The 14,207-nt window shown below is 68.8% G+C and carries 16 protein-coding genes, 2 pseudogenes and 1 riboswitch; of the genes and pseudogenes, 13 read left to right on the top strand and 5 right to left on the bottom strand.

Annotated elements, in window-relative coordinates:
• The 5 genes from FV227_RS10005 to FV227_RS09985 form a co-directional block, all read left to right on the top strand.
• Window positions 1-1,096 (top strand): adenylate/guanylate cyclase domain-containing protein (locus tag FV227_RS10005; protein WP_147858844.1); only part of this gene is annotated, 1,096 nt, incomplete at its 5' end.
• 195 nt (window positions 1,097-1,291) lie between these two features.
• Window positions 1,292-2,515, top strand: a complete 1,224-nt coding sequence (locus FV227_RS10000) for a molybdopterin-dependent oxidoreductase (protein ID WP_147853416.1) — start codon at window positions 1,292-1,294, stop codon at window positions 2,513-2,515.
• 11 nt (window positions 2,516-2,526) lie between these two features.
• Window positions 2,527-2,865: a cytochrome c gene (locus tag FV227_RS09995; protein ID WP_147853415.1), complete on the top strand. Its 339-nt coding sequence runs from the start codon at window positions 2,527-2,529 to the stop codon at window positions 2,863-2,865.
• A gap of 187 nt (window positions 2,866-3,052) precedes the next feature.
• The gene (locus tag FV227_RS09990) at window positions 3,053-4,036 is read left to right on the top strand and encodes a beta-propeller fold lactonase family protein (RefSeq protein ID WP_147858843.1); all 984 of its coding nucleotides are present in this window, start codon (window positions 3,053-3,055) and stop codon (window positions 4,034-4,036) included.
• Window positions 4,037-4,114: 78 nt separating this feature from the next.
• Window positions 4,115-5,200, top strand: coding sequence for a sulfite oxidase (locus FV227_RS09985; RefSeq protein ID WP_147858842.1), 1,086 nt, complete (start codon window positions 4,115-4,117; stop codon window positions 5,198-5,200).
• 2 nt (window positions 5,201-5,202) lie between these two features.
• Here the strand turns inward: FV227_RS09985 and FV227_RS09980 are convergent, their stop codons facing one another.
• The 4 genes and pseudogenes from FV227_RS09980 to FV227_RS09965 form a co-directional block, all read right to left on the bottom strand.
• Entirely contained in the window at window positions 5,203-5,574 is a 372-nt protein-coding gene (locus FV227_RS09980) for a DUF202 domain-containing protein (protein WP_147853412.1), read from the bottom strand.
• The gene (locus tag FV227_RS09975; protein WP_147853411.1) at window positions 5,571-6,461 is read right to left on the bottom strand and encodes a LysR substrate-binding domain-containing protein; all 891 of its coding nucleotides are present in this window, start codon (window positions 6,459-6,461) and stop codon (window positions 5,571-5,573) included. The genes FV227_RS09980 and FV227_RS09975 overlap by 4 nt, the downstream gene beginning before the upstream one ends.
• Window positions 6,458-6,634 (bottom strand): hypothetical protein, encoded by a 177-nt coding sequence (locus FV227_RS09970; RefSeq protein WP_246686477.1) that lies wholly within the window; start codon window positions 6,632-6,634, stop codon window positions 6,458-6,460. The genes FV227_RS09975 and FV227_RS09970 overlap by 4 nt, the downstream gene beginning before the upstream one ends.
• A 25-nt stretch (window positions 6,635-6,659) precedes the next feature.
• Window positions 6,660-6,875, bottom strand: a pseudogene (locus tag FV227_RS09965) (voltage-gated chloride channel protein); the annotation flags it as partial.
• 225 nt (window positions 6,876-7,100) lie between these two features.
• Window positions 7,101-7,179: riboswitch (Fluoride riboswitch) on the top strand.
• Between the two features lie 23 nt (window positions 7,180-7,202).
• On the opposite strand from FV227_RS09965, the gene FV227_RS09960 reads away from it, so the two are divergent.
• Both FV227_RS09960 and FV227_RS09955 read left to right on the top strand, forming a co-directional pair.
• The gene (locus FV227_RS09960) at window positions 7,203-8,597 is read left to right on the top strand and encodes a voltage-gated chloride channel family protein (protein ID WP_147858841.1); all 1,395 of its coding nucleotides are present in this window, start codon (window positions 7,203-7,205) and stop codon (window positions 8,595-8,597) included.
• A 10-nt stretch (window positions 8,598-8,607) separates the two neighbouring features.
• Window positions 8,608-9,009 (top strand): DUF190 domain-containing protein, encoded by a 402-nt coding sequence (locus tag FV227_RS09955; RefSeq protein WP_147853409.1) that lies wholly within the window; start codon window positions 8,608-8,610, stop codon window positions 9,007-9,009.
• A 184-nt stretch (window positions 9,010-9,193) separates the two neighbouring features.
• On the opposite strand, the gene arsH is transcribed toward FV227_RS09955, so the two are convergent.
• Window positions 9,194-9,946: an arsenical resistance protein ArsH gene (gene arsH / locus FV227_RS09950; RefSeq protein ID WP_147853408.1), complete on the bottom strand. Its 753-nt coding sequence runs from the start codon at window positions 9,944-9,946 to the stop codon at window positions 9,194-9,196.
• Between the two features lie 47 nt (window positions 9,947-9,993).
• Here arsH and FV227_RS09945 point away from each other — a divergent pair, with 47 nt between their 5' ends.
• The 6 genes and pseudogenes from FV227_RS09945 (at window position 9,994) to FV227_RS09920 (ending at window position 14,164) form a co-directional block, all read left to right on the top strand.
• On the top strand, window positions 9,994-10,341 hold the full coding sequence (locus FV227_RS09945; RefSeq protein ID WP_147853407.1) for a metalloregulator ArsR/SmtB family transcription factor: 348 nt from the start codon (window positions 9,994-9,996) through the stop codon (window positions 10,339-10,341).
• A complete protein-coding gene (gene arsC, locus FV227_RS09940) occupies window positions 10,341-10,766 on the top strand; it encodes an arsenate reductase (glutaredoxin) (protein ID WP_147853406.1) in 426 nt (141 codons plus the stop codon). Before FV227_RS09945 ends, arsC begins: the two co-directional genes overlap by 1 nt.
• A 34-nt stretch (window positions 10,767-10,800) precedes the next feature.
• On the top strand, window positions 10,801-12,096 hold the full coding sequence (locus tag FV227_RS09935; RefSeq protein WP_147853405.1) for an arsenic transporter: 1,296 nt from the start codon (window positions 10,801-10,803) through the stop codon (window positions 12,094-12,096).
• 85 nt (window positions 12,097-12,181) lie between these two features.
• Window positions 12,182-13,263, top strand: a pseudogene (locus tag FV227_RS09930) (MFS transporter).
• A gap of 186 nt (window positions 13,264-13,449) precedes the next feature.
• Window positions 13,450-13,650, top strand: a complete 201-nt coding sequence (locus tag FV227_RS09925) for a heavy-metal-associated domain-containing protein (protein WP_147853404.1) — start codon at window positions 13,450-13,452, stop codon at window positions 13,648-13,650.
• A gap of 88 nt (window positions 13,651-13,738) precedes the next feature.
• Window positions 13,739-14,164, top strand: coding sequence for a hypothetical protein (locus FV227_RS09920; protein ID WP_147853403.1), 426 nt, complete (start codon window positions 13,739-13,741; stop codon window positions 14,162-14,164).
• Window positions 14,165-14,207: the final 43 nt, after the last annotated feature.

Genomic DNA, 14,207 nt, shown 5'->3' with positions numbered 1-14,207 from the left:
CGGGTTCAGTGCGTGCCTCTTGGGGCTTGGCTTGCCACTGGCCCGCGCCACCACCCACGCGCCGACCCTGCATCCGTCGTTCCGCTGGGTAATGCGCGTCTGGCATCCAGGAGCGTCGAGCCTAGCCTTGCGTCGCCGCCACGGCATCGAGAGTACGCCGACCTTTCACGGCAACACCGTCGAGCACGTGGTCGAGACCCGTACCCCGTTCCGATGCCGTCTCGACGGGGATGGGCCGCTGCCGTTTCCCGTGCTGGGCGAGCTTCGCGACGAGGGTCTGACCGACTACCTCATCGTGCCGCTGCGCGCCGCGCGTGGACGCATGGGCGCCGCCTCCTGGGCCACGGCGAGACCGGGCGGTTTCACGCTGATCGAGATCGACACGTTGCTGGCGCTGGTCGAGCCGTTCTCGCTGCTGTTCGAGATCAAGGCGCTCGACGACATGCTCGGCGCGGTGCTGAGCGCCTATGTCGGGTGCGACCCGGCACGGCAAATCCTGGCCGGCACAGTGCGGCGCGGCGATGTCCGTCTGATGCGGGCCGCGATGATGCTGACTGACTTGCGCGGGTTCGGTGAACTGTCCGACCGGCAGAGCCCCGACCGTGTCGTGGCCGCCCTCAACCGGATGTTCGATGGCATCGTGCCAGCCATCGAGGCGGAAGGCGGCGAGGTACTGAAGTATATCGGCGACGGGCTACTGGCCGTGTTCGATGCCGATCGCGACGAGGCTGCGGCGCGCCGTGCCGCCTTGCGTGCCGCCGAGGCCGCACTCGCTGCGCTTGCGACCCTGCGCGACGGTGACACAGCTGCCTTCGAGGTCGGCGTCGCACTTCATGTCGGGGAGATCGCCTACGGCAATATCGGCGGCGGCGACCGGGTCGACTTCACGGCGATCGGCCGCGATCTCAACGTGCTCGCTCGCGTCGAGCGCCTGTGCAAGACCTACGACACGCCGCTGATCGCCACCGACACTTTCATCGACGGATTGGCGCATGCCCTCGAACCGCTCGGCATTGTCGCCCTGCGCGGTTTCGCCGAACGTCACGCCTTGTTCGGGCATCGCAGGACCGCGCCCGTCGAAGCGCCGGCGGCGTGACGCTTAAACGGCCTCCGTCACCACGGAGGCGGAGATCGAAAGTTTCTAAACCATCGCATCGGGAGATCGTTCGCATCGCGAATGACCGTTGGCGGGAATAAATCTCATCCCGTAACATCTCCTTGGTTGCAAGAAATTGCCACCCGCCCGGTGCCCTCGAACGCATCGACGCCGACATCTTTAAAGGGGGAAACCATGCACGGACTGGACAGACCAATGAACCGCCGCCTCGTCCTGGGTAGCCTAGGGCTCGGCAGCCTCGGCGCCGCCATACCGGCCTGGGCGGCAGGCTCGGTGAAGCTTCCGCTGCCTGGCGGCCCGGATGAGCGGGCGCTGACCACCGCCTTTCCGGGCAAGGCCGAGATGATCCTTCAACGCACCCATCCGCCGCTGCTGGAGACGCCGTTCTCGGTGTTCGACGAGGGCGTGTTCACCCCCAACGACCGCTTCTACGTCCGTTGGCACTGGGCCTCGATCCCGACCGAAGTCGACGCCGGCACCTTCCGTCTTAAGGTCCGCGGCCACGTCGACAAGGAACTCTCGCTCTCGCTCGACGCCATCGCCGGCCTGCCGCGCTTCGAGATCGCCGCGGTCAACCAGTGCTCGGGCAATTCACGCGGGCTGTTCGAGCCGCGGGTGCCCGGCGCTCAATGGGCCAACGGCTCGATGGGCAACGCCCGCTGGACCGGGGTGCGCCTGAAGGACGTGCTCGAAAAGGCCGGGGTGAAGGCCGGTGCCGTGCAGGTGCGCTTCAACGGCCTCGACGAGCCCGTGGTCGACGACGCGCCGGACTTCAAGAAGTCGCTCGATCTCGACCACGCCAACAATGGTGAGGTGATGATCGCCTACGCGATGAACGGCGAGCAGCTCCCGCTGCTCAACGGTTTCCCGCTCCGCCTCGTGGTGCCGGGCTGGTACTCGACCTACTGGGTCAAGATGCTGTCCGACATCGAGGTGCTGGACAAGCCCGACGACCAATACTGGATGAAGACCGCCTACCGCATTCCGGACGTGCCGGGCGCCAACATCAAACCCGGCCAGACCGGCTTCAAGACGGTACCGATCAACAGGATGGTGCCGCGCTCGTTCATCACCAATTTGCAGGACGACGCCAAGGTGGCAGCCGGAACGCCGGTGGCCATCCGCGGCATCGCTTTCGGCGGCGATTGCGGGGTAAAGGCGGTCGAGTTCTCCGGAGACGGCGGAGCGACGTGGTTTCCGGCGCAACTCGGCGCCGACGAGGGCCCCTACAGCTTCCGCCGCTTCGACGGCAGCCTTCCGGCGCTGGCCGCCGGCACCCACACGGTCAGGGTCCGCTGCACCAATACCAACGGCGTCGCGCAGCCCATGGACCGGGTCTGGAACGGCGCCGGCTTCATGCAGAACGGCATCGAGGCCGTGTCCTTCCAGGCCGCTTGAGGAGACCAGCCATGCACCCGATCCGCCCTGCGGCCCTCATCGCCGCGCTCATACTGTCTCCCCTGGTGGCGCTCGCCGCCCCGGCTCCCGAGCCGATGCGCTTCACCTCGCAATCAATCGTGATGCCGACCTCCGACCGGATCTTCCCCGACGGACCGGGGGCCGAGGCCGTCAACAACAACTGCCTCGCCTGCCACTCGGCCGGGATGGTGCTGACCCAACCCAAGCTCACGAAGGCGCAGTGGACCGAGACCGTGAACAAGATGGTCCACGTCTACAAGGCGCCCGTCGATCAGGCCGACGTGCAAACCATCATCGATTACCTCACGGCGTTGAAGCCAACGCCCTGACCCCCCCCGAGTCCCGAGGCCGCCGCGTTTTTTTCGCCGGCCTCGGGGAATAATCTGCGCCTTCCGGCGTCTCCTCAGGGCGATGCACGGCCGGCCCGGCCTTACACCACGGATTTCCGATTTCGAACCAGCCCTCACGGCAGGCCCCGGCCGCCGAACGAGCGCGCATGCCCGAGAGACCCGCTTCATGACCCATATCCGCACCAGCCTCCGCACCCTCCTCACCGGAGCCGCCTTGCTCCTAGCCCAGGCCCAGCCCGGGTTCGCCGCCGGCTTCGACGGCGCGATCAAGAATAACGCGCTGGCGCTGAACGCCGCCGGGACCGTCGCCGCTGTGTCGAACAGCGAGGAGAGCGCCGTCGTCGTCTACGACGTCGCCAAGGGCACGGTGCTGCGCCGCCTCGACGGCTTCGTCACGCCGCGCAACATCGTGTTCGCACCGGACGGCGCCCGCTTCTACGTCTCCGACAGCGGCACCGGCCGGATCACGGTCTACGAGACCGCCACCGGCAAGGAGGCCGGCGTTCTCGCCGCGGGCCCCGGCGCGTTCGGTACGGTGCTCTCGGCCGACGGGACCAAGCTCTACGTCAACAACGAGGCCGCGAGCACGCTGACCGTGTTCGACACCAAGACCATGCTCGCCGAGGCCGTGATCCCCGGCTTCGCGCAGCCGCGCCAGGGCGTGAAGCTGTCGCCTGACGGCAAGACCGTGTTCGTCACGAACTTCCTTGGCGACAAGATCACGTTGGTCGATACCGCCACCAACAAGATCACCGGTGAGATCGCCGGGTTCGACAAGCTGCGCGCCATCTCGATCACCAAGGACGGCAAGACGCTTTTTGCCGCCAACAGCGGCCGTAATACCATCGGCGTGGTCGATGTCGCCGCCCATAAGGTCACCTCCGAAGTGGAAGTGGGCAAGGACCCCTACGGCGCCGCACTGACCCCGGACGGGCGCTTCGTCTATTCGGGCAACCTGAAGGACAACTCGCTCTCGGTGATCGACACCGGCACCCTCAAGGTCGTCGCCACGGTGACCGGCCTGAACGAGCCGCGCCAGGCGATCGCGTTCTCGGCCGACAACGCCCATGCCTACGTCCTCAACCGCGACCTCAGCGTCGCCGTAGTGGACCGGGCGAAGAACGCGGTGGTCTCGACGATGAAGCCCTGAGGCGACGCGCGCCGGGGGCCTTATCGCCCCCGGCGCGTTCTCGTCGTCGATACGTCACGAACGCAGGACAAAAACCCCATGCTCGGCCTGTTCCAGCGCAAGGACCGCCTCATCGTGCACGGCGAGGCGCCCTACAATGCCGAGCCGCCGCTCGATCGCCTGCGGGCGGCCTTCCTCACCGACCAGGCCGACTTCTACGTCCGCAGCCACGGCGGCATCCCGGACCTCGACGCCGACGGCTACCGCCTGACTGTCGACGGGATGATCGCGACGCCCCTCGAATTGTCCGTCGCCGATCTGAAGGCACGCTTCGCGCACGTCACCGTCACGGCGGTGATGCAATGCGCCGGCAACCGCCGGGCCGACATGCTGGCGGTGGCCCCGGTCGCCGGCGACCCGTGGGCGGCCGGCGCCATCGGCAACGCGGAATGGACTGGGGTGCGGCTCGCCGACGTCCTGCACGCCGCCGGGATCGATGCGGGCAGTCCGCGCCACGTCGCCTTCGAGAGCCACGACCGTATCGCGGGGTCGGACATACGCTTCGGCGCCTCGATCCCGCTCGCCAAGGCGCTGGCGCCCGAGACGCTGCTCGCCTTCGCGATGAACGGCGAGCCTCTCGCCCCCGAGCACGGCTATCCGTTGCGCGTGGTGGTGCCGGGATTTGCCGGCATCCGCAGCCCGAAATGGCTCGCCCGCATCACGGTGCAGGATCACCCCTCCGACAACCCGATGCAGGCCGACGACTACAAGCTGTTTCCGCCCGACGTGACCGCCGAGACCGCGGACCCCGACCACGGCATCACCATCGAGGCGATGCCGCTCAACAGCGCGATCTGCGAGCCCGCCCGCGGCGCAGCGTTGAAGGCCGGCCGGCAAGCGATCCGCGGCTACGCCATCGCCAGCGACCGCGCGGTCGCCCGCGTCGATGTCTCGACGGATGGCGGTCGCAGCTGGGCGCAGGCCCGGATCGACCGCGACGCCGACGCGCCCTACGCCTGGACGTTCTGGGAGATCGAGCGCGAGCTGACGACCGGCGAGCACGAACTCGCGGTGCGGGCCTGGGATTCCGCCGGCCAGACCCAGCCGGCCGCGCCCGACGACACCTGGAACTACAAGGGCTACCTCAGCGCCGCCTGGCACCGGGTACGGGTCACGGTGGCCTGACCTCACGCCCAGAGCAGGGCGGTAGCCGCGAGGCCCGAGATCGCGATGAGCAGGGCCGCAACCCCGATGGTGAGGATGCGCGGCATCATCGGGATCTCGGCATGGGCGAGTCGCGCCCGGATCGCTCGGTCCCGCCATGCGGCGCCGGCGAACGAGGCGAGCGCACAGGCGATCAGCGTGAGCGACAGCACCTTCAGTGGCCAGACCGCCAGCACCTCTCGCAGGAAGCGCTGCGCGGCCAGGCCGACGCCGAGGAAGGCGAGCCCGGTGCGAAGCCACGCCACGAAGGTGCGCTCGGCTGCCAGCACCGTGCGGTCCTCGGCGAGCCTGACCCGCGGGTCGTCGGGGGGAACGGGCTTCGCAGGTTCCCTCATCCGGCAGCCGCCTCCTCGATCAGGTCGAGCAGCGCGTCGGCGGCCCGGCTGCGGTAGCGCTCCTTGTGGCGCAGCACCCGGAACGGACGGCTCGGCAGGGCAAACGCCGCCCGCACCAGCGTTCCGGCCCGAAGCGCAGCTGCCACTACGGTCTCGGACAGAACGGCGGCCCCGCCTCCGGCCTCGACGGCGGCGCGGACCGCCTCGTTGGAAGGCAGTTCGAGCGTGACCCGGAGCCGGGCCACGGCCAGACCGGCCTCCGTGAGCGCTGCCTCGAAGGCCGAGCGGGTTCCCGATCCCGCCTCGCGCAGCACCCAATCGGCCCCGGCGAGGTCCTCGGGTGCGAGCGCGGTCACCCCTGTGAAGGGATGTGTTGGGGCGACCACGAGGACGAGTTGGTCCCGCGCGATGGTGGTGCTCGTAAGCGTCGGGTCGTCCAACGCCCCCTCGACGAAGCCGAGTTCGGCCGTCCCCGCGCGCACCGCGTCGGCGGCATCGGCGGTATTGCCCACGGCCAAGCGAACGGCGATCTCGGGATAGGCCCGGCGGAAGGCGACGAGGTGGCGCGGCAGCCAGTCGCTGGCGATGGTCTGGCTGGCGTAGAGCGTCAGCGTCCCCCGTCGCAGGCCGCTGAGGTCGGCGAGCACCAGTTCGGCGGCTTCCGCCCGGGCGAGCACCGCGCGAGCCTCGATGAGGAACACGCGCCCCGCCTCGGTCAGCTCGATCCCACGGCCGACCCGGTGAAACAGCTTCGTCGCGTGCCGCCCCTCGATATTGGCGATCGCCGTGCTGACCGCCGATTGGACGAGGTTCAGCGCCTCGGCGGCTCGGGTCACGTGCTGCCGCTCGGCCACCGCCACGAAGATGCGAAGTTGGTCGAGGGTCACGGCTGCCGCCGATCCGGCGCGAGGCCACGGACCTGCTCATCGACCGCCTGCGCGATGGTTGGCAGCCGGGCCTCGTCGGTGCGTCCGGTGACGACGCAGGACATGCCGCCATCGAACCACAAGAAGGCGGCGACGTCGCCCTCGGTGGCGACGACGCGATGCGACGAGGTCATGACGGCTCCTTCAGTGACCGGAATGCTAAGAGGTAGGCTGGGGCTGAACGGCCGGCGCGCGGGCCGTCCGAGCATCGCGCAGGGTCGCGCCGCCGGCGAGGCCCTGCGCCGCCTTCGGCACGGCGATGCGCTGGGGTAGGTAGATCCCGTTATGGCCCGAGCAGAGGTAGGCTAGGAAGCAGGCCACCGCGAGGTAGACCCCATGGGTCGCGCCGAACAGCTCGATACCCATCAGCGTGCATCCGAACCGGTAGGCGCCGGTCAGCATCACCGAGGCGGCGATAAAGAGTTCGGTGAAGGTCACCTGGAAGGTGATCAGGGCACCGAGCCACGAGATGGTCATGAATGGGTCCCCGGGGTCGGCCCGCCCGCTCCTATCACCGCCGGCCGACCCGTTCACGGATTTCGTCGCATCCGACCTTCATCGATCCCCCGGGATTGACCACCGGGAGGCAATCGCGAATAAGCCTCCCACGGTAATGGTGTCTGCCGGGCCTTGAGCCGAACCGCCGATCCCTGATGCGGCTGATGACTCCTACTTTTCGCGCTTTTGCGAATTGGAGGACTCATGCGCGCGTCGTTCCAAAACCTGTTTCACGACCTCGATCTCGCCGGCTTCCTGCGGACACGCCGGTCGCACGCCATCTCGGTGGCGCGCTGGTCGGCCATCCTGGTGCCGATGGCCGTCGCCGTGGGGACCCTCTGCGCCGCCTTTCTGTGGAGCCTCGACGAGGCCACCCGGGCGCGCTTCGACCATCCCTGGCTGCTGTTCCTGCTTCCCGTCGGCGGTTTCGCCGTAGGCCTGCTCTACCTTGTGTTCGGGAAGAGCGTGGAGGCCGGCAACAACCTCATCGTCGAGGAGATCCACGATCCCGACGGGGGCGTGCCGCTCCGGATGGCGCCCCTGATCTTCCTCGGCACCATCGTCACGCACTTGTTCGGCGGATCGGCCGGCCGCGAGGGTACCGCCGTCCAGATGGGCGGCAGCCTCGCCAGCGCGTTCGGTAGGATGTTCGGGGTCGACGCTCCCGGGGTGCGGGTGTTCCTGATGGCGGGCATCGCCGCCGGCTTCGGAGCCGTCTTCGGCACGCCCATCGCCGGCGCCGTGTTCGCGTTGGAGGTGCTCGCAGTCGGTCGAGTCGAGTACGCCGCGCTGGTGCCCTGCCTCCTCGCCGCGGTCGTCGGGGACTGGACCTGCCAGGCCTGGGGCATCCACCACGGCTTCTACCACGTGGACTTCCTCGCCGGCGGCGCGAAGGCCCTGACCGTCGATCCGCTGCTTCTCGTCAAGGTCGCCGTCGCCGGCTTCGCGTTCGGCCTCGTCGGGTTGCTGTTCGCGGAGGCCAACCACCTCCTCGGCGGGTGGCTCAAGCGCTTGGTCCCGTACGGACCGCTTCGCCCGGTGATCGGCGGACTGGCCGTGATCGGCCTCGTCTACGCCTTCGGGACGCGCGACTACGTCGGGCTCGGCGTCTCGGCGGCCGACCCCGGCGGGATGACCATCAACACCTTCTTCGGTCCGGACGTGCACCCCTGGAGCTGGGCCCTGAAGATCCTGTTCACGGTCGTGACCCTCAGCGCCGGGTTCAAGGGCGGCGAGGTCACCCCCCTGTTCTTCATCGGGGCCGCGCTCGGGAACGCCCTGGCCGGATTGCTCGGCGCGCCGGTGGACCTGTTCGCGGCGCTGGGGTTCGTCGCGGTCTTCGCGGGCGCCGCCAACACGCCGCTCGCCTGCACTCTGATGGGCATCGAGCTTTTCGGCGCGACGCACGGGGTCTACCTCGCGGTGGCCTGCTTCCTCGCCTACCTCTGCTCGGGCCACAACGGCATCTACCTGTCGCAGCGCATCGCCGTCCCGAAGGCGGCGACAGGCCTCGCCGGCGGCGCGACCTTACGCGAGGCGCGGTCGGGGCGCGCGCCGGCCGTCGAGCCCCGGCCCGCCCCCTCGTCCACCGTCCATTGAAGGAGCCGACATGAACGCTTCGCATCGCGTCGTCGCGACCGAGACCGGCATGATCCGGATCTACATGAGGCCCCGGGACCGGGCGGGCACCGGTCGGACCGGATGGTTTTCCGGCGGCAGGCCGCTCTATCGGGAGCTCGTCGCCCAGGCCAAGGCGGAGGGCCTCATGAACGCCGTCGCCCACCAGTCCCAACACGGCTACAGCAACCACGGGCCGATCCAGGACGACGGGGCCGAGTCGCTCAACCCCGAGCTGACCATGTGCGTCGAGCTGATCGGCACCCGCGAGCAGCTCGAAGGCTTCTGCGGCCGGCACGGTGCCCAGCTCGCGAACAAGGTCATCGTCTACAAGCACCTTGAGCACTGGAGCGTCAGCCATGTCGGCGTCGGCGCGGCGGGGCGGGCTGCCTGACCTGGACCGTCCCGGGCCGTTCCGGGCATCGGAGCGCCGGATAGGCCAACGGATGCGATAGCCGGCCATGGGTGCGCGGTCCGCCTACGGACCGGCAGGCATCAGCGTTGGTCGGGCTGCCAGCGCGGGAGACCCGTGTCCATGCCGCTGCGCCTCCGCCCGATCTCCACCAGGCCGTTGATCCTCATGCCGGCCGGGCCTGGAACCCGATGTCGGCGGCGACGGCCTTGAGCCGATCCGGTTCCCGCTCCTTGCGTTCCGAGTAGCGGTCCACGAGGTAGTCGGATCGCTCGCGGGTCAGGAGCGTGAACTTCATCAGTTCCTCGCATACATCGACGACCCGGTCGTAGAGCGGCCCGGGTTTCATCCGGCCGGCCTCGTCGAACTCCTTGTAGGCCATCGGCACCGACGACTGGTTCGGGATGGTGACCATCCGCATCCAGCGCCCGAGCACGCGTAGGCCGTTGACGGCGTTGAAGGACTGCGAGCCGCCCGAGACCTGCATCACGGCCAGCGTCCTGCCTTGCGTCGGTCGCACGGACCCCTCGGACAGGGGCAGCCAATCGATCTGGCTCTTCATCACCCCGGTCATGGCCCCGTGTCGCTCCGGGCTGACCCAGACGTGCCCTTCCGACCAGAGCGAGAGGTTGCGGAGTTCCTGGACCTTGGGGTGATCGGCCGTGGCGTCGTCGGGCAGCGGCAGGCCGTGCGCGTCGTAGATGCGGACCTCGCCGCCCATCGCCTCGAGCAGGCGCGCGGCCTCGTAGGCGAGGAAGCGGCTGAACGAGCGCTCCCGGAGCGACCCGTAGAGGATCAGGAAGCGCGGGGCGTGGGCGAACGGCGTCGCCACCTGCAGGCCGGCGGCCGTCGGGACTTCGAAGTGCCCCTCGCTCAGGTTCGGCAGGCCGTCGGCGAAGGGCTGTCGAGGCTTGTCCAAGGAACGTCTATCCTCTACGTTTCAATGATGGTTGAGATATTGACATCATGATGGACGAACGGCAAGCCGTCGCTGCCTTCGCGGCCCTTGGCCAGGAGCATCGGCTGCACATCGTGCGCCGGCTCGTCACCGCGGGGCCTGACGGGATGGCGGCCGGCATGCTGGCCGAGGCGGTCGGCGTGTCCGGCACCAACCTGTCGTTCCACCTGAAGGAACTCAGCCATTCCGGCCTGGTCACCTCCCGGCGCGAGGGCCGGTCGATCATCTACAGCGCCGCCTACCCGGACCTCTCGGAGCTCATCCAGTTCCTGATGCGCGATTGCTGCCAGGGCCGCCCGGAGGTCTGCGCCCCGGCCGTCGCCGCCCTGTCCGCCTGCTGCGAGGAGACCGCCTGATGGACGTCGTGATCTACCACAACCCGGATTGCGGCACGTCCCGCAACACCCTGGCCCTCATCCGCAACGCCGGCATCGAGCCGCATGTGATCGAGTATCTGAAGACGCCCCCTAACCGGACCCTGGTGCGCCAACTCGCCGAGCGTGCCGGCATGACGGTGCGCGATCTCCTGCGCGAGAAAGGCACGCCCTACGCCGAGCTCGGGCTCGCGGACCCGAGCCTGACGGACGACCGGCTTCTCGATGCCATCGCCGCGCACCCGATCCTGCTGAACCGCCCGTTGGTCGTCACCCCTCAGGGCGTCGCCCTATGCCGGCCCTCCGAGGCGGTCCTCGACCTCCTGCCTGCCCAGCAGGGCGAATTCGTCGAGGAGGACGGCGGGCGCGTCGTCGACGAGCACGGGCGCCGCGTCGCCACCGCCTGATCGCCTCACAAAATCAAAAACGAGAATCGGTCCGATGCTCGCGCTCGCCATCTTCGTCGTCACCCTCGTCTTCGTCATTTGGCAGCCGAAGGGCTTTGGGATCGGATGGAGCGCCCTGACAGGGGCCGCCGTCGCCCTGGCCACCGGGGTGATCCACCCCGGCGACATCCCGGTGGTCTGGCACATCGTCTGGGATGCCACCTTCACGTTCGTGGCGTTGATCATCATCTCGCTGCTCCTCGACGAGGCGGGCTTCTTCCACTGGGCGGCGCTGCACATCGCCCGGTGGGGCGGCGGACGGGGGCGCCTGCTGTTTCCGCTGGTGATCCTGCTGGGGGCGGCGATTGCCGCGGTGTTCGCCAACGACGGCGCGGCCCTGCTGCTCACCCCCATCGTGTTGGCCATCCTGCTGAGACTCGACTTCAAGCCCGCGGCAGCCCTGGCCTTCATCGTCGCCTGTGGGTTCGTGGCGGACTCGACCAGCCTGCCGCTGGTGATCTCGAACCTCGTCAACATCGTCTCGGCGAACTTCTTCGACATCTCGTTCAGCCGCTACGCGGTCGTGATGGTGCCGGTGAACCTCGTCTCGCTCGCGGCGACCCTGGTGGTGCTGTGGCTGTTCTACCAGCGCGACCTTCCGGCCACGTACCCCGTGGCCGAGCTCGAAGCGCCGCCGCACGCGATCAAGGACCCGCTAGTGTTCAAGGCGGCCTTTCCACTCCTGGCCCTGCTGCTGGTGGCCTACTTCGTGACCGCGCCGTTCGCCGTGCCGGTATCGGCGGTCACCTGCGCCGGCGCCGTGGTGCTGCTGGTGCTTGCGAACAGGAGCCGCGTCATCCCGATCCGCAAGGTGCTCGCCGGTGCCCCCTGGCAGATCGTGCTGTTCAGCCTCGGCATGTACCTCGTCGTCTACGGGCTGAAGAACGCCGGCCTGACCGACTACCTGGCGCAAGGCCTCGTCTGGCTTTCGGGCCACGGACCGTTCGTGGCCACCATCGGTACGGGGGTCGCCGCAGCCATCCTGTCCTCGGTCATGAACAACATGCCGAGCGTGCTGGTGGGGGCGCTCTCGATCCAGCAGGCACCGGACCTGTCGCCCCTGATGCGCGAGCTCATGGTCTACGCCAACGTCATCGGCTGCGACCTCGGACCGAAGTTCACGCCCATCGGGAGTCTGGCGACCCTGCTCTGGCTCCACGTCCTAGATACCAAGGGCCAGCCCATCACCTGGGGTCAGTACATGCGGGTCGGCCTCGTGATCACCCCGCCGGTGTTGCTCGTCACCCTGGCGGCCCTGGCACTGTGGCTGCCCCTGCTCGGGGCTCGGTAGCGCGGCGATGCCCCCGACGCGTCGATGGCCCGTGATCTCGGCCCTGGGCGTCATCCAGATCCTGACCTGAGGCTCCTCGTTCTACCTGCTGTCGGTGCTGGCCGCGCCGATGTCGAAGGATACGGGATGGCCCCTCGGCTGGGTCATCGGAGGGCTGTCGGCCAGCCTCCTCGTCGCGGGCCTCGTCTCGCCGCGGGTGGGAGCCTTCATAGGGGAGCATGGCGGGCGGCCGGTGCTGGCCTTCGCCGCCATCGCCCTGGCGCTGGGCCTCACGGGCCTCGCCCTGGCCCCGAACCTCACGGCTTATCTGGCGGCCTGGCTTCTCGTCGGCCTCGGCATGGGCACCGGGTTGTACGATCCCGCCTTCGCCACGCTCGGACGCCTCTACGGCGCCGAGGCAAGGTCCGCCATCACGACCCTGACCCTGTGGGGCGGTTTCGCCAGCACGGTGTGCTGGCCGCTCTCGGCCTTCCTCGTCGAACGGGTCGGCTGGCGCGGGACCTGCCTCGCCTATGCCGGGTTGCATCTTTCGGTCACGCTGCCGCTCGTCCTGCTCGCGATCCCCCGCCCGCACACCCGGTCACGCGACCCGCAGGCCCGAGCCCCGTCATTCGTCTCCATGGTCGGGAACACCGTGCCTTCCTCCTCATGACGGGGGTGCTGACCCTCGGGGGCACGGTGATGGCCATGGTGTCGGTGCACCTCATCACCCTGCTGCAGGCCCGTGGCGTCGCGCTGGCCTCGGCCGTCGCTTACGGCGCCCTGATCGGACCGTCGCAGGTGGGGGCGCGCATCGTCGAGATGGCCGGGAAGGGCCGGCATCACCCACTCTGGACCCTGACCGCCGCCATGATCCTGGTGGTCCTTGGGGTCACGATGCTGGCGGCCGGCCTACCCTTGGTCGGGCTGGCGCTGGTCCTCTACGGGGCCGGCAACGGGATCTACTCGATTGCACGGGGTACGGTGCCCCTGGCCCTGTTCGGTCCGGAACGCTACGCCGCGCTCGTCGGCCTGTTGGCACGTCCGGGCCTGGTGGCGCAGGCGCTCGCGCCATCCCTCGGGGCCGTCGTGCTGACACATGGCGGAGCCGATGCGACCTATACCGTCCTGACCGTTCTTGCCCTGGGCAACGTAGTGCTCGCCCTGTTGCTGTGGCGCGTACGCTAAGCGCCGGCCCGTTCCCCGATCCACCTGGGTTCACGGAATTGGATGCCCGCCAGATGCCGCCGCTCGCGCCGTCGGGGGCATCGTTCAAGCATTCGGGCAAGCGTGAGAGGACATCGGCCGGCGACCCTTGACCTTACCACTATGGGAAGCCCCATCCCGGCGTGACGTTATCGAAGGAAGAGCGTCATGCTCCGTTACAAGGTCGACAAAATGGGATGCGGCGGATGCGCCAAGTCCGTGACCCGCGCGGTGCTTGGCATCGAGCCTGGAGCCCGGGTGGATGTGGACCTCGGTGCCAAGCTCGTGACCGTGTCCGATGCCGCCGGCCCGGCCGACCGGATCGCCGGAGCCATCGTTGCGGCCGGCTTCCCGGCGGTGCTCGCCTGACGGGTGCTTGCAACCAACCTGGTCCTGCGTCGTTCGAGGAATTCGGAACGGGCTTTCGCCCGACCGTAGAATTTGGCATCCTGCATCCGTGACCCTTCGGCTTGCCCTTAGGCGACTGTTGCCGCTGCTGGCGGTTCTCAGCCTCGCCCTGACGCCGGTGACCGCTCCCGCGGCCACTGTGGGCATGCACGCGTCCATCGCTCACGAGGCCGCGGCCTCGATGCCGGTCGTTCACCACGGCATGGTCATGGATCATGCCGTAATGGGTGCGATGGACATGGCCGAGATGGCCATGGACGACATGCCCTGCTGCCCGAAGGAAACGGCGAAGAAGCCCGACTGCACCAAGGGCTGCCCGCTGATGGCCCTGTGCTTCGCAAGCGCCGTGTCCCTGCTGCCGGGGACGGTCGCCGTCCCGGCTCCCGTCGCGTCCCGTGCGACACTGTCCTGGCCCGCCTCGGGGTCCTTCGCGAGCGTGCATGGGACGCCGCTACCCGAGCCCCCCCGAGCCTGAACCGATGACGCCGGCGCCGCATGCGCCGGCACGGTGACGCATG

Origin of the sequence: Methylobacterium sp. WL119 (assembly GCF_008039875.1) — a bacterium.
Lineage (GTDB): Bacteria > Pseudomonadota > Alphaproteobacteria > Rhizobiales > Beijerinckiaceae > Methylobacterium.
This window is presented reverse-complemented; position numbering and strand designations above follow the sequence as displayed.